Consider the following 19,713-nt stretch of genomic DNA (forward strand, 5'->3'; position numbering starts at 1 on the left):
ATGCCTTCGGCTTGCGCGTTGAATGATGATCATCACGCAACGACAAGGATGCTCAGCATGACCCCTCCGATCACTTCGGCCGATCCCCCCGCAAGCGCCCCCGCCTCGGTTTCACTGGAACAGGCCATCAAGCATTTCCTCAGCGACCTGCCCGCCGAGACCGCCCGCCGCATTCGCCTGGTCAGCGGTATCGACACTCCCGCCCTGCGCGCCGTCTACGCCGAATCCCGACAGGTGCCGGCGCTGCTGCTCGACACCCGCCTGCGCTTCGAGCTGGAGCAGGAGATACAGGACTTCATCGACGGGCTGAGCCATGACGCCGCCCCAGCATCCGGGGTGAAGGCCCTGTACTGGCAGTTGCAACTGCTCGGCCTGGAGCTGATCTGGCCAACGACAAGTGTGCTGCAGATATACGATCCCGCCGGGGATTCGACAGCTGCCGAGTACGGCCCGGACCTGTCGTCCGGCCTGCCGAGGGTGCGGGTCAGCCGGGCGCAGGTGCTCGATGGCACGCTGTGGAGCAGCGTTCTGCAAACCATGAGCACGGCACAGAAGACCGAATGGCTGGGCACACGATGCTTAACCCTCGATGCCCAGTTGTGGGAGCTCAAGCGCAGGGCTGTCCGTCTACTGTCCTCTCGCCGAAAGGACCTGTTCGACAACCTCCTGGCCTTCAGGCAGCAATCCCGTGATCCGCTGGTGAATCTGCTGCGAACCCGAATCCCCCTGCTCTCCCAGGCGGCGGCCCATGAACTGCTCGCCAATTCGACCGAGCATGAGCTGCAGTCGATGCAACTGTCCGAGGGCGAACTGAGCGAGCGTCAACTGCTCGACGCCCACTGGTATCTACAGGAGGAACGCCTGAGCCAGGCCTATGAGGGGCTCTTTCTGCAAAGCCGGCAGCACAACGACGATACTCAGCGGCTGATGCTCTACACCCTGGCCACCTTGCCGAACTGGCCGTCGAGCGGTGTGCGCCTGGAACTGCGCGAGCAGACGCCGGACGGCACCTTGCTGGCCAGCATCGGTGACCTGCAGGCCCAACAGGTCCACACCCTCCTGCGCCGTCATGACCGCTTCACCCTGAATGCCCTGCAAGAACCACAGCCCGACCTGCCCGCGGTCCTGGCGACCCTGCCCGATAGCCTGCGCAACCCGCTCGGTCTGACGGACCGCGAGGCCATCCTGCGCCTGCTGCGCCAACACCCTCCTCTTTCACGCGCCCATCTACGCGCCTTGCTGGAGCTTTCCCCCATGGAACCATCGCAACGTCTTTCCAACGGCAACGGCTACCTGAAGGACTCCCCCACCGGCTTCGCCGCCCCCGACCAACTGGCCCAGAGCCAGCGGGAAGCCTTCGATGCCCTGGCCGCCACCAATGAGCGGACCCTGTTGCTGGCGCGCCAACAGCCTAATTTCCGCTGGTTCGCCGCCCTGCTCCTGGCCCGGCAACTGGCACGTGACTTCCCCCAGGCGGCCTCGAAGGATCCCGATGCGATCTTCCTCAACACCTATGAGGAAACCCTGTACTGGCCCCTGTCGGACAGCGGTGAACGCGGCGAGCAGGTACGCTATCGCGGTGTCAGGCAGTCACACACGCTGACGGAGGTCTTTACCCAGTACCTGGCCGGCAATGACCAGACGTTCGACCCGGCCACGAGCGGCTTCTACGCCAGCGCCACCGCCGCCTACGACGAAGAACAACTGAGCGGCCTGGACCTCGGACGCTTGAAAAAAAACCTCGAGGATGCGGGCCTTGGCTTCGACACGCGCTTCAGCGAAAACGTCGACAGTTTCTGGGCCAGCGCCGCGACGCTGCTGCGGGAAAACCTGCAGACCCAGATCCGCCTGGAAGCGCAGTTGCGCGAACTGGATCAGAACCTGGATAAAAGCAACCGGCAGGACCTGGAACGGGTGCTGGACCACCCGACCCATAAGCAACGCCTGAAACATTTCCCCCTGGGCGGACCGGTGCATGTCTATCGGATCGCCCTGCAACCGCAAGGCCTGATTCTGCAAGGCTGCCTGGTCATCACCCGCAGTCCCGACGAGGACACTTACAAACTACCGGCATTGCTCTATCAGATCGGCCGTGGCCTGGAGCAGTTCGCGTCGTTGCAGGCACTGAAGAAGAACCTGACCCAGCGCCTCGATGACGATATCGAACGTGAATCGCTGCTCGATCTGCTGCCGCAGCGCCAGCGCACCTGGCGTCCCGCGAGCGCTGCCGAGCGCGGCGCACTGTTCAACTACCAGCTCGAAGAAGGCGATCCCTTCCAACTCCTGGTGGACGGACTGCTCGCCAAGCAGAAAGAGGACTTCACCGACACCTGGCGTTTCGCCAGAGGTGCTCCGGGCCTGTACAGCGACGTCAACGAGTTCGCCCGGCAAGTGGACGGTTCCATCAGCCTGGTCAGATTGCTGGATATCGTCCCGGTCCTCAGGCGACGCAATCGCGACCTGATGTTCAGCGACCTGTTCAGCCGAATCAACAGCATCAGCCCGGACGAACAGACCCAGCTCGCCACCTTGTGGCGACCGACCCTGGAAGACAACCCGGTGCCCGCTTCACTCAGCGACCTGCCGGCCCTCAAGGCCTACGCGGCCGGTCTGCTCAAGACCCATCTGCAACAGCACTATCCCCAGGTCCTGGCCGACCCTGACGACATCGTCGTGCATGTCACTCGCATCACCCACCACCTGAGCCCGGCCTGGCAAAGCCAGCCGCCGATCGATCGGCTACGCCCTCCCCGCACGCTGTCGTTGACGGCCCTGGCACTGGAAAACATCAAGGGCGTGCGCCTGGGCGAAACGGTCAGTTTCAAGGCCCAGATAAACAACCCGAACGGGTCCACACTCAGCCTGTCGGACAAGCAGGTACAGGCTATCGTCAGTGCCGTGGACGCGCCTGGCCAGTACAAGACGTTGCTCGAACAGAAACTGCTCGGCCCGGGCCAGGCGGCGTTGCGCGCGACCTGGCTCGAAGGGCAACGTGCGCGGATGAAGCTGCAGGCCTATGTCGCACGTCTGAGCGGAGATTTTCTCGATCCCAAGGACAGCGCCCTGGAGCGTGGCTACCGGCGTATCGAACACCTGCTCAAATACCCGTCGGCACAGCGCCGCCCGCTGCTGGACGGCTACAAGGTCCAGGCCAACTACCTGATGCTCGGCGGCACGGAGCAGGCACACAACGGCATGAGTATCGACGAGGTACTGGTCATCAGCACCGACGCCCCCGCCGACAGCCTGCTGCTCTACACGCCGCAAGGCCCCGATGGCAAAGCCTGGCGCGAGCTGGCGGATGCCGCGGCGATCAAGGCCTTGCTGCGCCAGCAAGACTGGAAGGACTACTGCATCGCCCGGGCCGCCCGCAACGAACAGTGGGATCCGGCCCGGTTGTTCACGCGGCAATTCCCGCTGGTCCGTTACCTTCCCATCGAAGGCGACCTGTTCAGCACGCTGTACGAGGCCAGGGCCAAGCATCTGATCCACAGCGTGGAATACTTCGCGGCCAGCAACCAACGGGTAGGCCGTGACACCCTCTGGTACTGGATCAATGTGGGATCGCGCTTCGCCCTGGAGTTCGTCCTCGGCGGCGCCTCCTTGCATCTCAGCATGCCGGTCTACCTGTTGCGTGGCCTGTACGGCCTGGCCAACTTCGGCCAGGCACTTGCCCTGGGTCATCATCAGGAAGCCGAGGAGGCGCTGATCCAGACGCTCCTTGACGCCGTGGCGCCCTTCCCGCTGCAACTGATCAAACCCGCGTTGCGGCAGATACGGCCGCTTCCCGGCGAGAAGGTTTCCCGCCTGGTCAAGACCAGCCGGGTCAGCCTGGACGGCAGCCGGCAATCGCTGCTGACCGCGGAGCCTTCGACGGCGTCATCCCTCAGGTCCCTGGCCGCGGACCTCAAGGACTATGAAATCCGTACACCGCCGGAACTGAACTATATGCGTGACGGACTGTTCGTCGACCGCACGGCACGCATGGACCAGTACGTGAAACTGGAGGGCAAGTGGTACCGCACCGGCTCCCGGGACGGCAAGCGCTACGTGCTCAAGGAACACCAATGGGCGGAAGACATCGAGCTCATAAAGGTCGGCAGCCATTGGCAGGCCTTGCCCAGGAATCGCCTGTTGGGCGGCGCACCCGAGAAGGTCGGCGCCGCACGTTATGAAATCCCGGCCACCTACCGGAACACGCTCGAGGAGCTGATTCGCACCACCAGCAGAGCCCTTGATCCCGCTTGGGTCTCTCCGGCACCTTCCGCACTGGAGCGCCAGGCCGCCCCTCACGTGTACTCACTCTCAAAACGGATGCTTGAAGACGCCCGAAGTTTCTTCGTCGAAAACCCGCCCCCCGTGGCCAAGACACTGGCGCCCGACCTGCTGGACGCCGCGCTGGCGACACAACTGTTCGAACGTGGCTACCGGAACGGGAACGGTATTGTCCTCGGCGCAGCCTACCAGTCAAGGAGCGGCCGCCAGCTCCTGATCGACAACATGCAGTCGCTTGCCACGGAACACCAGGTCAAGACCCTGTACCTGGAAAACCTCCTGACGGACTTCGATCAGGTTCACCTCAACAACTTCCATCGTAGCGGCGTCATGTCCCAACGCCTGAGGGACACCCTGAGACGGCAAGATATCGAACATCACATCGACCCGAACGGCCCCCATTCCTTGCGTGAACTGATTAACAGCGCACATGCCAACGGCATTCGCGTCCAGGCGATCGACTGCGCCGCCAGTTACCGCCAGGGCCTGCGCAACTACAGCCCGGATCGGGCCAGGGCCCTGAAATACTATGCCCGCCAAGTGATCAATGCGGACCAACTGCAGCAAGGCCCGCATCGCTGGATTGCCCTGAGCCAGGATTCACATGCCAGCGGCGTAAACGGCGAGACGGGCCTGGCCGACCTGTTGGGGGCGGCCAACCTGCGGACCGTCGATGTCGGCGGACAACCCTTGCCGTTGCGCGTCCTGCGTGATCCGGGAGAATTCACCCAGGGCCAATATGCACGTGATATTCAGTTCGTCCAAGCCGATGCGAAGCTGGAAGTGAACGTGGCGCCCCAAGCGTTGCCACAAATCAGCAAACCTCACAGGGGGCTGCTGGTCAAGCAAGGGGATTTCCTGATAGAACAAAGCGGCGATCAGTACACGCTCGTCTACCGGCCGGTCGATCCCCTGCACCCTGGCCGCCAGTTGATCACGACGGAACAGCCGGTGACACGGAGTCGGCCTGCCGGCAGCTCACACGATGTATTTCATCTCGAGGCCCCTATAAACCTCAACATCCGAGGAATCAAATACAGAAGCATCGACGACCTGATATGGGGACTCAGGCAAGGCAATATGAGGCAGGTGGTCGAGCTCAACAGCGTCACCTACCTGCGCCAGCCCAGGCTCGACACCCATCCGCAGCTCAGTCGCGCGGGTATGTTCACGGTCGAAACGTCCCCGCAAGGACCTGTACTGATCAATCGCTCCAAGGATCGATCCCTGGTCACGACGGTCATCCGAACCGACAGGGGCACCGGCAAGTTCTATATCGTTCATCCGCGCTGGGGATTCAACGAGGCGCGGCTGTTCGCCAGCATCGACGAACTGACCCAGGCACTGGTCCATGAGGTGGGGCTGACGCGTCTGGTCGAATCCACCAGTGTCTGATTCAAGCAGCCCTTGAGGTCCGGGCGGTAAACAGGTAGCCCGCCCCATGGATGGTCATGATCAGTTCCGGCGCGGCCGGGTTGTCATGGAGCTTGCGCCGCAGGCGCCCGACCAGGACATCGATGGAGCGGTCGCTGGGTAGCCATTCACGGTTGCGCAGTTGCTCCATCAACTGGTCGCGGCTCAGTGTGTGACCGCTGTTGCGCATAAACACGTTGAGCAACTGGAACTCGCCGTGGCTGAGCAGGGTTTCACTGCCGTCGCAGGCTTTCAGGCGACGGCGGTCGGCGTCCAGGGTCCAGTCGGCGAAATGTTCGAGGCGCGGGCTGGGCAGCGTTGGCGTGGCCGGTTGCAGGTGACACACCCGGCGCGTCAGGTTGCGGGCGCGGGAAACCAGCTCGCGGGGATTCAGGGGCGTATTCAGGTAGTCGTCGGCACCACATTCCAGGGCGGTGATCCGCTCGGCATCGTCGTCGCGCCCACCGATCAGGATGATCCCGACCTCAGAGCGCCCACGCCATTGGCGGGTCAGGTGCAGGCTGTCCGAACCCGGCAACTGCACATCAAGCAAGACCAGCGCCACCGGGAAGCGGCTCAGACAGGCCTCGGCCTGCTCAGCGGACTCGACGCAATGGACTTCATACCCATCCTGGGTCAGACACGCCTCCAGCTGTTCACGGATCAGCGGATCGTCCTCGACGATCAGCACGCGCGGCATCACCGTCATTACCTGGCTCCTGTTCGTGCCGCGAGCGGCCGATTCTTGGAATTATGCGAAGCGGTAGGAATTTGCGATGCACTGTAGCGCTAACTGAACAGTTGATCAACAAGCCATGAAAGCCTAGGAGATGAAACGTCGGTAGCCGCCCATTTGCAGGCCATCGACCCAGGCTTCGCAGATCTGTACGCCCTGGGCCGGGGTGAAGGTGCTGGGGTTGAGCCCGCATTCCAACCACAAGCCATCGAGCAAGGCACTCAGGCCGATGGCCGCCAGGCCGCTGTCGAAACCGCTCCAGCCTTCCTCTTCGGCCAGCAGGGTCAGGGCCTTGCCCATGATGGTGCGGTACTCGCCATAGGAATGATCGTGGGCGCGGTTGATCGCCTCGGCGGTTTTCACCGCGCCCCAGAACGCCAGCCAGGCTTCGAGCAGTTCGGGGTCGAGCATGCCTTCGGAAAACGACGCTTCGAAAAACGCCGACAGGTGCCGGCGGGCACCGCTGCCGGCCTTCGCCACCGACTCGCGCAACAGGCTCATGACCTGCCCGGTGATATGCAGGTAGGCATCGGCCACCAGTTCGTCCTTGCCGCTGTAGTGATGGCTGATCAAGCCCACCGACACCCCGGCCTCGGCGCAGATCTTGCGGATAGAGGTGCCGACAAAGCCGTACTTCTTCAGGCAGCGCAAGGTCGCGGCGACCAGATTGGCCTTGCGCAACTCAGGGTCCATACGCAGAAAACGCGTTTCCTCGGCCATAGTGCTCCTGCCCTCTTCAACGTCGATGGCTGACTGCGGTCAGCGGATGGGATACAGCGCCTCGTCGAACTGTGACAAGCGCGGAAAGACCAGGGGACTGTCCTGTTCGAGATTTTCCAGGCGCTCATGGTAACCGACCAGGAATTGCCCGCGGGCCTCGGCACTGATATAGGGCACGTGCCAGGCCACGAAGGGTGGCAGCACGTCGAGACCGACATAGGCCAGGGTGCCGCGCAGGAGTGGACGCAGCATGTCTTCCAATGGACCGTGGATCGCGCCTTCGCCGAACATGTGCTCGCGGCCGCCGAGGGTGACGGTGACCAGCGCCTTCTTGCCCGCCAGGCCGCCCTGGTCGTAGAAACGCTTGCCGCCGTAGCAAACGCCGGACACCAGCACACGGTCGATCCAGCCCTTGAGGATGGCCGGCACGGAGAACCAGTAGATCGGGAAGTTGAGGATCAGCAGGTCGGCCCAGAGCAGTTTGTCGAGTTCTTCCTGGATGTCCGGTGCCAGGCTTTGGGTCTTGACGCCGAGGCGTTGTTCCAGGGCGTAGACCAGGTAGTCGGGGTTGTCCCGGGCGGAAAAGTCCTCGGCGCTGGCCACCGGGTTCCAGCGCATGGCGTAGAGGTCGGATACCTGGACGCTGTGGCCTTGGGCTTGCAGGGTCTCGACGGCCTGGTCACGTAGTGCGGCAGTGAAGGATTGTGGTTCGGGGTGGGCGTGGATGATCAGTACGTTCATCAAGGGTCCTTATACGATTCTGAAGTCAAATAACCCTGTAGGAGCAGGGCTTGTCGGGACGTCGCACCGCCGCGAAGGGGCCCTCGATATCGCTAAAAGCTTCGCGGGCAAGCCCTGCTCCTACAGGACAGTGGTGTTCTGAAGAATAGTGTCGGTCAGGCGCTGGCCCGTTGCTGGAGGATCCGGTCCAGCCAATCCGGGTCCATCTCCGGCTCCGAGGAAAACAGCAGGCCGGTGTAGTCGCGGTGTGGCGGCGTGAAGATCACGTCCCGCGAGCCGGCGTCGACCACCTTCCCGCGCTGCATCACCACCACCTCATCGGCAATCGCCCGCACCGTCGCCACATCGTGGGTGATAAACAGGTAGGACACGCCCAACTGCCGCTGCACCCGATCCAGCAACTTGAGGATGCCCTCGGCCACCAATTGGTCCAACGCCGAAGTCACCTCATCGCAAATGATCACCTGCGGCTCCGCAGCCAGGGCCCGGGCGATACAGACCCGCTGCTTCTGCCCGCCGGACAGCTCCGACGGCAGCCGCTCCATGAACTTTCCCGGGTCGAGCTCGATCATCTCCAGCAACTCGGCCACCCGCTGGCGCAGGGCCTTGCCCTTGAGCCCCAGGTAGAACGCCAGCGGCCGGCCGATAATGTCGACGATGCGCTGGCGCGGATTGAGGGCCGTGTCGGGGATCTGGTAGATCATCTGGATACTGCGCAATTGCGCCTTGCTACGGTGGCGATAATCAGCCGGCAACACTTCACCGTCGAACAACACCTGCCCGCTGCTCGGTTGCAACAGGCCGGTAATCAGCCGTGCCGTGGTGCTCTTGCCGCTGCCCGACTCGCCGATCACCGCCAGGGTCTGGCCCCGATAGAGACGCATCGAGATATCGTGGAGCACCGGCTGCTGGCTGTAGCTGGCCGAGGCATTGCGCACTTCGAGCAAAGGCCCGCCCTGCTCCGGCCGGCCCTTGGGCTCGGTGCGGAAACAACGCACCGCCCACAGCGACTTGGTGTAGTCCTCGGTCGGCGCCCGGAGCATTTGCCGGGTCGCCGCCTCTTCCACCAACTTGCCATGGCGCAACACCATGATCCGGTCGGCCATCTGCGAGACCACCGCCAGGTCGTGGGTGATGTAGATCGCCGCCATGCCGAAGCGCTTCACCGCATCGCGAATCGCCGCCAGCACTTCGATCTGGGTGGTGACGTCAAGGGCCGTGGTCGGCTCGTCGAAGATGATCAGGTCCGGCTGGCAGGCCATGGCCATGGCGGTCATCGCCCGTTGCAACTGGCCGCCGGAGACCTGGTGCGGATAACGCCGGCCGATGCTTTCCGGGTTCGGCAGGCGTAACACTCGATAGAGTTCCACCGCCTGGGCCTCGGCCTCGGCACGCTTCATCCCGCCATTGATCACGGCGGTTTCCACATGCTGGTCGATGAGCCGCTGCGCCGGATTGAACGAGGCTGCCGCGCTCTGCGCCACATAGGCGATGCGCAGGCCGCGCAGTTTGCGCAAGGCCTCGGCGGAACACTGGCGCAGGTCCTGTCCGTCGAAATGAATCGAGCCGCCGGTGATCCGGCAACCGTCGCGGGTGTAGCCCATGGCGGCCAGGCCCAGGGTCGACTTACCCGCACCGGATTCACCGATCAGGCCCAGCACTTCGCCCCGGGCCAGACTCAGGTCGATGCCCTGCACCAATGGATGCCAGGCATCGTCGTAGTGCCCTTCGATATGCAGGTCGCGGATCTGCAACAAACTCGGGTTCGCTTCGTTCATGCTCAACATTCCTTCAGCCCGCTGGAGCGATAGAGCATCCAGTCGACGACAAAATTGACCCCTACCGTGAGCAACGCCACCGCCAGTGCCGGGAGCAAGGGCGTGAGGTCGCCGAAGGTGATCAGCACCGCGTTGTCGCGCACCATGCTGCCCCAGTCGGCGGTCGGCGGCTGGATGCCCAGGCCGAGAAACGACAGCGCACTGATAAACAGGAAGACGAAGCAGAACCGCAGGCCGAACTCGGCGATCAGTGGCGCCGCGGCGTTGGGCAGGATCTCCCGGGTCACCAGCCAGAGCGTGCCCTCGCCTCGCAGCCGGGCCGCCTCGACAAAGTCCTGGACCACCACGTTCATCGCCACCGCCCGCGCCAGGCGGAATACCCGGGTCGAATCCAGCAGCGCAATCACCAGCACCAGCGAGGTCGCGGTGGTGCCCACCACGCTGAGGATCAGCAAGGCGAAGATCAGTTGCGGAATCGCCATAAGGATATCCACCAGCCGCGACAGGCCCATGTCGACCCAACCGCCCTTGAGCGCCGCGATCAGGCCGGCCAGGCCGCCCACCAGGAACGCCAGCGCGGTGGTGAGAAAAGCAATGCCCACGGTATTGCGCGCGCCATAGAGCAGGCGGCTGAGCATGTCGCGCCCGAGGTTGTCGGTGCCCAGCGGGAACTGCGCGCCCCAGGCGGCGAAGCCATCGCCGACCACCTGGGTTTCTCCATAAGGCGCCAGGTGCGGGGCCAATAGCGCCACCGCGACATACAGGACAATCACGCAGAACCCGAATTTCGCACTCCAGGGCGCGTGGATCAGCTCTTTAAACACGGATTTCATGGGCTACCCCTTCGGATGCATCAGGCGTGGGTTGCTGGCGATGGACAGCACGTCGGCCAGGGTGTTGAGCACGATATAGGTCGCGGCGAAGATCAGGCTGCAGGCCTGGACCACCGGGATATCGCGCTTGGCCACCGAGTCCACCAGCAACTGCCCCAGCCCCGGATAGACGAACACCACTTCGACCACCACCACGCCCACCACCAGGTACGCCAGGTTCAGCGCGACCACGTTGACGATGGGGGCCAGGGCATTGGGCAAGGCATGGCGAAAGATGATCCGGCCCTGGCTGATACCCTTGAGCCGGGCCATTTCGATATAGGGGCTGGCCAGCAGGTTGATCAGCGCGGCGCGGGTCATGCGCATCATCTGCGCGACCACCACCAGGCTCAGGGTCGCTACCGGTAGCACCGAGCGCTCCAGGAGCATGCCGAAGGAGGCATCCGGCGGCAGGTTCGACAGGCTCGGCAACCAGCCCAGCTTGACCGAGAACAGCAGGATCAGCAGGTAGGCGACGAAGAACTCGGGGAACGACACCGCACTCAGGGCCACGCTATTGAGCAGCCGGTCGAACCACGAATTGCGGTACAACGCGGCGAGCATCCCCAACAACAAAGCCAGGGGCACCGACACCAGCGCCGCCAGGCCGGCGAGGCACAGGGTGTTGCCCAGGCGACCACCCACCAGCTCGGCGATGGGCCGCTGGTTGGCCAGCGAAGTGCCCAGGTCGCCCCGCAGGAGATGCCCGACCCAGTGCACGAAACGCCAGAATGGCGGTTGGTCCAGGCCCAGTTGGGTGCGGAACGCCGCCAGGGTCTCAGGGGTTGCCGACTGCCCGAGCATGGCCTGGGCGATATCCCCCGGCAGCAACCCCACCGCCAGGAAGATGATCACCGACACCGCGAACAACGACAGCAGCCCCAGCGCCAGGCGCTGGGAGAGCAGTTTCAGAATACTGTTCATACGCGCCCCCGGCTCAGGCCTGCCACCAGCGCTCGATCAACCGCAGGCCGTCCAGTTCGCCATAGGGTGCGGTGAGCCCGCCGTGGGCTACACGGGTCGAGCGCGCCGCCACGGAGCTGGCGAACAACGGGATGATCGCGCCGCAATCGTCGCGGCAGATCGCCTGCATTTCGTTGTACATCTCGCGCCGCAACGGGTCGTTGAGTTCGCCCCGGGCCTGGTTGAGCAGGACGTTGAAGCGCGGATTGTCCCAATGGGATTCGTTCCAGGCCGCGCCCTTGGCGTAACCGATGCTGAACATGCGGTCGGCGGTCAGGCTGCTGTACCAGAACGAGGTGGTGAATGGCTGTTTGTTCCAGACATTGGAGAAGAATCCGTCCGCCGGCTCGCGTACCACATCGATATCGATGCCGCCCGCCCTGGCCTGTTCCTTGAACAGCACCGACGCGTCCACCGCCCCGGAATACGCCGCATCGCTGGCTTGCAGACGGACCTTGAGCGAATCCACCCCGGCCTTGCGCAGGTAGAACCTAGCCTGGTCGGGGTCGTATTTGCGCTGTGGCAGTTGGGTATTGAGGAAGCGGCTGCCGGGCTGGATCGGATGGTCGTTGCCCACCGCGCCATAGCCCTTGAGCACCGAGGAGAGCAGCACTTCACGGTCGATACCGTGTTTCATCGCCATACGGATATCGTTGTTCTTGAACGCATCGCTGTCGCAGAGCATCGGGAAGGTATACTGCTGGGCGCCCTTGGTTTCCTCGATGACCATGTTCGGGTTGCGCTTGAGCAGGCCGACGGTCTTCAGGTCGACCTTGTTGATCACATCGACCTGCCCGGTGATCAGCGCGTTGACCCGCGCCGCGCCGTCGGAGATGGCCAGTAGTTCCGCCGCGTCGAAATGCGCGCGACCGGTTTTCCAATAGCCGGGGTTGCGCTCCAGGGCCATGCGCACGCCGGGCTCGAAGGACTTGAGGCGATAACCGCTGGTGCCGACGCCGGCGCGCCAGTCGGCCAGGCCGTCCTTGGCGGGCATGATCACCAGGTGATAGTCGGCGACCACATAGGGGAAGTCGGCATTGCCCGAATGCAGTTCGAAGGCCACGCTGTCGTTGCCGGCGGCACGTACCGCGACCACTTCACCGAGCACGGTCTTGGCCGCGGAGGTGGACTTCTCACCGAGGTGATGCTGGATCGAGGCGATCACATCTTCGACGGCAAGAGGCTTGCCGTTGTGGAATTGCACCCCTTGGCGCAGTTTGAAGGTCCAGATCCTGGCATCCGGCGAGGACTCCCAGCTTTCGGCCAGCTCCGGGATGGCGGAACCGTCCACGGCGATTTCCACCAGGGTGTTGTAGATCGCCGAGAAGCCGACGAAGGTGAAGGTGTCGCTCCAGGAACCGGGATCATAGGAGTCGGAGGTGCTGCCGCCGGCCAGCCCCAGGCGCAGGGTGCCGCCAGGTTTTGGCGTGGCGTCGGCGGCCCAGGCGCTGAGCGGGAAGCCCATGGAAACGGCAGCGCCGGCCAGCCCGGCCACAGCGCCGAGCTTGAGGAAGTCGCGGCGTTCCAGTGAAAGGCCGTGGGAAAGTTGAGGAATCTTGTTGTTATTATCGCTCATCGAATTGCCCCTGTTACGTTGCGGGAAAAGGGTTCGTTTGCTGATGTTGTATTACGGTAAATCCCCGTTCCTTCGGATGGTCACGGTCCTTCGGATCGCCGGGATCATTCGGGTGAGCACGATCATTTTTGTCGGTCTCGAGCCCCCCTTCGCGGGCAAGCCCTGCTCCTACAGGTTTGTGTCGTACGCAAATTCCGCGGAAGACCCCGTACTGTAGGAGCAGGGCTTGCCCGCGAAGAGGCCCGCAAGATTGCCCAAAGCCTCAAGCCAGACGAATCAACGCATCCACCGCCACCGCGCCCTCGGCGTTGACCAGCAGCGGATTCACATCCAGTTCCAGCAATGGCCCGGCGTTCTCGCAGGCGTAATCCGCCACCGCGCGAATCGCCTTGACCAGAGCCGGCATATCCACCGCGGGGCCACCGCGAAAACCGGTCAGCAGCGGTGCGCAACGCAAGCCCAGCAACGCCTGGTGAATGGCCTGGTCGGTGGTCGGCAGCAGCAGGCTGCAGCTGTCCTTGAGCAACTCCACCAGAATCCCCCCGGCGCCGATCACCAGCGCCAGGCCGAAACCGGCTTCGCGCTTGACGCCGACGATCAGTTCCGCCAACGGTGGCGCGGCCATGCGCTCCAGCAACACCTGATTGAAAGCGAGCTCCGGCGCATGTCGGGCCAGGTTGCCGCGCATGGTCTCGAGCGCCGCCTGCAACGCCACCTCGTCCTTGAGGTTAAGGGCGACACCACCGGCCTCGGTCTTGTGCGGCAAATCGGCACTGACCACCTTGAGCACCAGCGGGTAACCCAGGCTGCGGGCCTCGACCAACGCCTGCTCCGGCCGACACAACCGACCCTCGGGCAACGGCAGGCCGAAGGGCCGCAAGGCTTGCTTGGACTGCCACTCATCCAGCAGCCGTCCGCTACCCAGCACAGCATCCGGGCATACCGGCAACAACGCCGCCTCACCGCCATACAACAAGGCCTCGCGCCGCTGGCGGTAATGGGCGATCCGGCCCCAGGCCGCCAGCCCGTCTTCCACCCCTTGCAACGCCGGTACGCCGTGGGCGTGCAGACGTTCGCGGGCATGGGCCGGCAATAACTCGGGAAAGGCCGAGGCAACGAAACCGCTCTTGCCATGCCGCTCCAGGCACTCGCAATACAGCTCCAGCAGGAGATCGCATTCCTTGCGCTCGCCGGTAAACTGCGCCGGATAATCGAGCACCAGCAAGGCGGCATCGGACGGGGTACGCAAGGCCGTTTCGAGCATCTTTGCCAGGGCGTCACGGTCGCCCCAGATCGCCGTGGTGAAATCCAGCGGATTGACCAGGTTGGCGTAGCTGGGCAACACCTGCGCCAGTTCGCCGCGCTGGCCTTCGTCCAGGGCGGACAAGGTCAGGCCATTACGCTCGGCGTAGTCGGCGATCAGCCCCGCATCACCGCCGGAGCAGGCCAGCCCGGTCAGGCTCGGACCCGCCGGCAAATGACCGCAGGCCGCCGCCTTGAGGGTTTCGACAAAACTCACCGGGCCACTGACCCGAATCACCCCGAGACGCGCGAACAGGCTGTCGTACAGCGCATCGGAACCGGCCAGGGAGCTGGTGTGACTGAGGGCCAGCTCGGCACCGATCTGCGACACCCCGGTTTTCAGGGCGATCACCGGAATACCTTTCTCCAGCGCCTTGTACGCCGCCCGGGCAAAACCCTGGACATTCTTCAACCCTTCCAGGTGCAGGCCGATGGCGGTGACCCGTGGCTCGTCGAGCAGCACGTCCATCAATTCGGCCACGCCCAACTGCGCCTGATTGCCCACCGAAGCCATATAGGCCAGGGGCAAGGAGCGGTCGCTCATGGACAGGTTGTAGGCGAAGTTGCCGCTCTGGGTCAGCACCGCCACGCCCTTCTCCACCGCCTTGCCGCCGTGGGCCACCGGCCACAGGGCAACATTGTGCAGATAGTCGAGCAAGCCATAACAGTTGGGCCCGAGCAGCGCCATCTCGCCCGCCGCCTGCAGCAATTGTTCCTGCAGGGCCTGCCCCGCTTCGCCGGTTTCGGCAAAGCCGGAGGCATAGCAGATCGCCCCGCCCGCGCCCTTGGCCGCCAGCTCGGCGACACAGGCCAGGGTCAGTTCGCGGTTGGTGGCGATAAACACCGCGTCCGGTCCACAGGGCAACTGCGCAACCGACGCCACGCAGGGAATCCCGTCGAGTTCGGCATGCTGCGGATTGACCAACCACATCTGGCCCGGGAAACCGCCGTCGGCACAGCGCTTGAACGCCCGCGCCATGCTGCGCCCACCCACGAAGGCCAGGTGACGCGGCGCAAGCAGGCGCTTGAGGTTGTCTCTGATGGACATAGTGCTCTCCTGGTCCGATCAGCGCAGCAGCGGCCGCAGCAGTTCGCGAGAAATGATATGGCGCTGGATTTCCGAGGTGCCTTCCCAGATCCGCTCGATCCGCGCATTGCGCCAGATCCGCTCCACCGGCCCTTCGTCCATCAGGCCCATGCCGCCAAAAATCTGCACCGCTTCGTCGGCGGCGCGGCCCAGTACTTCGCTGGCGAACAGCTTGGCCATACCGGCCTCACCGTCGGTCATGGTGCCCTGGTCCATTTTCCAGGCGGTGTGCAGGGTCATCAGTTCGGCGGCGCGGATTTCCGTGGCCATGTCCGCCAGCTTGAAAGAGATGCCCTGGTAGGTACCAATGGCCTGGCCGAATTGCTTGCGATCGGCCGACCATTGCAACGCCACATCCAACGCCCGCTGGGCCTGGCCGACACAGTTGGCCGCGACCATCACCCGCCCGGCGGTCAGCCAGGCATTGGCGACGTCCCAGCCCTTGCCGATCTCGCCCAGCACCTTGGCCGCCGGGACCCGGCAGTCGTCGAAGAAGATTTCGCTGGTGTGATAACCGCGGTTGCTGACGCATCTCGGGCCACGGCGGATGGTCATGCCGGGAGTGTCGCGATCCACCAGGAACGAGGTCACGGCGTTGCGCTGGCGGCCATTGTGTTCGTAGGTGTCGGTCACCGCGAAGACGATGGCGAAGTCCGCGTGCCCGGCATGGCTGATGAAATGCTTGCTGCCATTGAGGACGAAATCATCGCCATCGCGCACCGCACGGGTCTTGATCGCATTGGCATCGGAGCCGGCGCCGGGCTCGGTCAGGGCGAAACAGTCGACCTTTTCACCGCGCACACAGGGCAACAAGTAGTCCTCGATCTGCACCCCGGTGCAGGCCATCAGGATCTTCGACGGGCGCGCGACAAACACATGCAGCGCCCAGGACACTTTTGACAGCTCACGCTCGATCAGCGCCTGGGACAGGTAGTCGAGGCCACCGCCACCGACTTCTTCCGGCATGTTGAAGGCATAGAAGCCAGCCGCGATGGCCTTGGCGCGAATCTGTGCGGCCAGTTCCGGCGACACCGCGTCGGCGCGGTCAACGGCTTCCTCATGGGGCAGCAGTTCTTTCTCGACAAAGCTGCGAACGGCGTCCACCAGCATGTCCTGCTCTTGGGTCAGTTGGAAATTCATGGGGTACCTGCTGTTCGGTTACTGGCCGATAAAATGAGGGGCGCGTTTTTCCACCGCGGCCTGGAGTGCCTCGGCACCATCGCGGCTGCGACCGCAGAGCAGGCCGGCGGCCTGTTCGGCCTGGAGCTGTTCGGCCAGGCTGCGCTGGGCGCCGTCGCGGATCAGCACTTTGCTCTGGGCAAAGGCGAAGGTCGGGCCTGACGCCAGTCGGGCGGCCAGCTCGGTGGCGGCGGATGCCAGCTGCTCATCGGCGCAGACTTCGCTTACCAGGCCGGTGGCCAGGGCGCGGTCGGCGCCCCAGAGTTCGTCGAGGAACAACAGGCGCTTGGCCTGCTCGCTACCGATCAGGCGTGGCAAGTGCCAACTGGCCCCGGCGTCCGGCGAATAAGCCATGCTGGTATAGCCGGCCTTGAAGCGCGCCGATTGCGCGGCCAGGCGGAAATCGCAGCACAGGGTCAGGTCCATCCCGGCCCCCACCGACGTGCCGTTGATGGCGGCGATGGTCGGTTTGGCGAAGTTGTACAGGCGATTCATCAGGAGGTGGGCAGTTTCGGTCCAGCCATAGCTTTCGAGGATTCCACGGCGTTCGGCATCAGCCCATTCCGCCAGGTCCGCGCCGGCGCAGAAGCTGCGGCCGCTGCCGGTCAGCACCAGCACCCGCACCGCTGGGTCGGCTTCGAAGCGTTCCAGCAGGTCGATCAGTGCCTTGAGGGTGGGAATGTCCAGCGCATTGCGTTGCTCGGGACGGTTGAGGGTGATCCGGGCGATGCCGGCCTCGACCGCGTGAAGCAGTGTCGGGTGGGAGGTCATGAAGGGCCCTCGTCTTATTGTTTTTGAGCGTGAGGTGAAGCGTTGCGGTCGATACTAAACAAGTGTTCAGTAACATCGCAATCTCTTGGGAAAATCCGCAGATGCGCGGACTTAAAGGGCAAGTCATTGATTAAAAATGGGATTTATAAAATCGAAGGCAAGACCGCGAGCAAGTTGTTACATCTTCGAACAACTCCCATTGATAGCCGTCGAATAATCAACATGGCTGATATCGACTATGCCTGTGACCCTCTTACACCGCCGCCCGCCAATGTCTAGACTCGCTTTCCGTCCGTTCCAGAGCCTTCGCCGATGAATAACCACCCCGCCCCCGTGATGACCCGAGCCCTGGTGATGTTGTTCGCCTTCTGCTGTGGCGCCATTGTGGCCAACATCTACTACGCCCAGCCGATCATCGAGCTCATCGCTCCGGACCTCGGTATTTCCGCCCACAGCGCCAGCCTGATCGTGTCCCTGACCCAGATCGGCTACGCCCTGGGCCTGTTTTTCCTGGTGCCGCTGGGTGATCTGCTGGAAAACCGCAAGCTGATGATCGGCACCGCGCTGATCGCGGTGATCAGCCTGGTGGCCGCCGGCCTGGCCCGCCAGCCCGGGGTGTTCCTGGTGGTGTCGCTGCTGATCGGCTTCAGTTCGGTATCGGTGCAGATCCTGATTCCCCTGGCCGCGCACCTGGCCCCTGAAGAATCACGCGGGCGCGTGGTGGGCGGGATCATGGGCGGCCTGCTGCTGGGTATCCTGCTGGCGCGGCCGCTGTCCAGCGTGATCGCCGACCACTTCGGCTGGCGCACGGTGTTTATCGCCGCCGCCGTGCTGATGCTGTTCATCATGCTGGTGATCCTCACCACCATGCCCAAGCGCCAGCCCAACCACAGCGCCACCTACGGGCAACTGCTGGGGTCGCTGGGGAAACTCTTTCGCGACCAACCGGTGCTGCGTCAGCGCGCCTGGTACCAGGGCCTGATGTTCGCCACCTTCAGCCTGTTCTGGACCGCCGTGCCCCTGGAGCTGTCGCGGGTCCATGGCTTGTCGCAGTCGCAGATCGCCTTGTTTGCCCTGGTCGGAGCGATGGGGGCCATCGCCGCGCCGATGGCGGGTCGGCTGGCGGATGCCGGGCATACACACCGGGCGTCCTGGCTGGCGATGTTGCTGGCAACCCTGAGCTTTGCCCCGGCGCTGATTCATCCGGCCTATAGCGTGATCGGCCTGGCGGTGACCGGCGTGTTGCTGGACTTCGCGGTGCAGATGAACATGGTGCTCGGGCAGCGTTCCGTCTACGCCCTTGATGCAGCCAGCCGCGGTCGCCTGAATGCCTTGTACATGACCAGCATTTTCATCGGCGGCGCTACCGGCTCGGCCCTGGCCAGCGTGTTGTATGAGCAAGGCGGCTGGCTGGCGATCATGGCGCTGGGCAGCGCGATGCCGCTGGTGGCGCTGTTGAGTTTCCTGATGGTCGCGAGCCGTCGGAAGCGTCAGCCGGCGCTGGCATAGAATCTCTAGCGATCTCAGGGGCCTCTTCGCGGGCAAGCCCTGCTCCTACAGTACTGCGTCGTCCACAGATTTTGTGTACGACACAAACCTGTAGGAGCAGGGCTTGCCCGCGAAGAGGGCCTGACAGACACCACAGAATCCCGACACCCTTGTATGATCTGCGCTTTGCACACCACAGGGCGTGGATCATGACCGCAACGAAAGACCGGGTTCGCATCATCGACAGCACCGTCCTCTCGGACGACTGGTACCTGCTGAAGAAAACCACCTTCGATTTCCTGCGCAGCGACGGCACCTGGCAGCGGCAAAGTCGCGAGACCTACGACCGCGGCAATGGCGCGACCATCCTGCTGTTCAACCGCGAAAAACAGACCGTGGTGCTGACCCGGCAATTCCGCTTCCCGGTATTAGTCAACGGCCACGACGGCATGCTGGTGGAAGCCGCCGCCGGCCTGCTGGAAAACGCTTCACCCGAAGACCGCATCCGCGCCGAAGCCGAGGAAGAAACCGGCTACCGCGTACAGAACGTGGAAAAAATCTTCGAAGCCTTCATGAGCCCGGGCTCGGTGACCGAGAAACTGCATTTCTTCCTCGGCGAATACGACGGCGACAGCAAGGTCAGCCACGGTGGCGGCCTGGAAGCCGAGGGCGAGGACCTGGAAGTGCTGGAGTTGTCCCTGGACGACGCACTGCAAGCCGTCCGGCGTGGGGAAATCGTCGATGCCAAGACCATCATGCTGTTGCAGTATGTGGCCTTGAACAAGACCCTCGACACCCCGCGCTGACCCCGG

The 19,713-nt window shown here is 63.7% G+C and carries 13 protein-coding genes; 3 read left to right on the plus strand and 10 right to left on the minus strand.

The window, feature by feature from the left end:
* Positions 1-57 precede the first annotated feature (57 nt).
* Positions 58-5,670 (plus strand): membrane-targeted effector domain-containing toxin, encoded by a 5,613-nt coding sequence (locus tag M5C56_RS26700; RefSeq protein WP_103498730.1) that lies wholly within the window; start codon positions 58-60, stop codon positions 5,668-5,670.
* A gap of 1 nt (position 5,671) precedes the next feature.
* Here the strand turns inward: M5C56_RS26700 and M5C56_RS26705 are convergent, their stop codons facing one another.
* From M5C56_RS26705 to M5C56_RS26750, 10 genes are all read right to left on the minus strand, one after another.
* A complete protein-coding gene (locus M5C56_RS26705) occupies positions 5,672-6,391 on the minus strand; it encodes a response regulator transcription factor (protein WP_103498748.1) in 720 nt (239 codons plus the stop codon).
* Between the two features lie 120 nt (positions 6,392-6,511).
* Positions 6,512-7,144, minus strand: coding sequence for a TetR family transcriptional regulator C-terminal domain-containing protein (locus tag M5C56_RS26710; RefSeq protein ID WP_100943607.1), 633 nt, complete (start codon positions 7,142-7,144; stop codon positions 6,512-6,514).
* 39 nt (positions 7,145-7,183) lie between these two features.
* Positions 7,184-7,885, minus strand: coding sequence for an NAD(P)H-dependent oxidoreductase (locus M5C56_RS26715; protein ID WP_103498731.1), 702 nt, complete (start codon positions 7,883-7,885; stop codon positions 7,184-7,186).
* A gap of 155 nt (positions 7,886-8,040) precedes the next feature.
* Positions 8,041-9,672, minus strand: coding sequence for an ABC transporter ATP-binding protein (locus M5C56_RS26720; protein WP_103498732.1), 1,632 nt, complete (start codon positions 9,670-9,672; stop codon positions 8,041-8,043).
* Positions 9,666-10,496: an ABC transporter permease gene (locus M5C56_RS26725; RefSeq protein WP_103498733.1), complete on the minus strand. Its 831-nt coding sequence runs from the start codon at positions 10,494-10,496 to the stop codon at positions 9,666-9,668. The genes M5C56_RS26720 and M5C56_RS26725 overlap by 7 nt, the downstream gene beginning before the upstream one ends.
* A gap of 3 nt (positions 10,497-10,499) precedes the next feature.
* Positions 10,500-11,459: an ABC transporter permease gene (locus tag M5C56_RS26730; RefSeq protein ID WP_103498734.1), complete on the minus strand. Its 960-nt coding sequence runs from the start codon at positions 11,457-11,459 to the stop codon at positions 10,500-10,502.
* Positions 11,460-11,472: 13 nt separating this feature from the next.
* On the minus strand, positions 11,473-13,074 hold the full coding sequence (locus M5C56_RS26735; RefSeq protein WP_103498735.1) for an ABC transporter substrate-binding protein: 1,602 nt from the start codon (positions 13,072-13,074) through the stop codon (positions 11,473-11,475).
* Positions 13,075-13,336: 262 nt separating this feature from the next.
* Positions 13,337-15,424, minus strand: coding sequence for an acetate--CoA ligase family protein (locus M5C56_RS26740; RefSeq protein ID WP_103498736.1), 2,088 nt, complete (start codon positions 15,422-15,424; stop codon positions 13,337-13,339).
* Between the two features lie 18 nt (positions 15,425-15,442).
* Positions 15,443-16,603 carry an acyl-CoA dehydrogenase family protein gene (locus M5C56_RS26745; protein ID WP_103498737.1) on the minus strand — a complete coding sequence of 387 codons (1,161 nt, stop codon included), beginning with the start codon at positions 16,601-16,603 and terminating at the stop codon, positions 15,443-15,445.
* A gap of 18 nt (positions 16,604-16,621) precedes the next feature.
* Positions 16,622-17,413 carry an enoyl-CoA hydratase-related protein gene (locus M5C56_RS26750; protein ID WP_103498738.1) on the minus strand — a complete coding sequence of 264 codons (792 nt, stop codon included), beginning with the start codon at positions 17,411-17,413 and terminating at the stop codon, positions 16,622-16,624.
* Between the two features lie 312 nt (positions 17,414-17,725).
* Here M5C56_RS26750 and M5C56_RS26755 point away from each other — a divergent pair, with 312 nt between their 5' ends.
* Together M5C56_RS26755 and M5C56_RS26760 are read left to right on the plus strand one after the other, a co-directional pair.
* Positions 17,726-18,922: an MFS transporter gene (locus tag M5C56_RS26755; RefSeq protein ID WP_103498739.1), complete on the plus strand. Its 1,197-nt coding sequence runs from the start codon at positions 17,726-17,728 to the stop codon at positions 18,920-18,922.
* Positions 18,923-19,110: 188 nt separating this feature from the next.
* The gene (locus tag M5C56_RS26760) at positions 19,111-19,707 is read left to right on the plus strand and encodes an NUDIX domain-containing protein (RefSeq protein WP_103498740.1); all 597 of its coding nucleotides are present in this window, start codon (positions 19,111-19,113) and stop codon (positions 19,705-19,707) included.
* Positions 19,708-19,713 lie beyond the last annotated feature (6 nt).

Source organism: Pseudomonas sp. MWU13-2862 (assembly GCF_023242495.1).
Lineage (GTDB): Bacteria > Pseudomonadota > Gammaproteobacteria > Pseudomonadales > Pseudomonadaceae > Aquipseudomonas > Aquipseudomonas gingeri_D.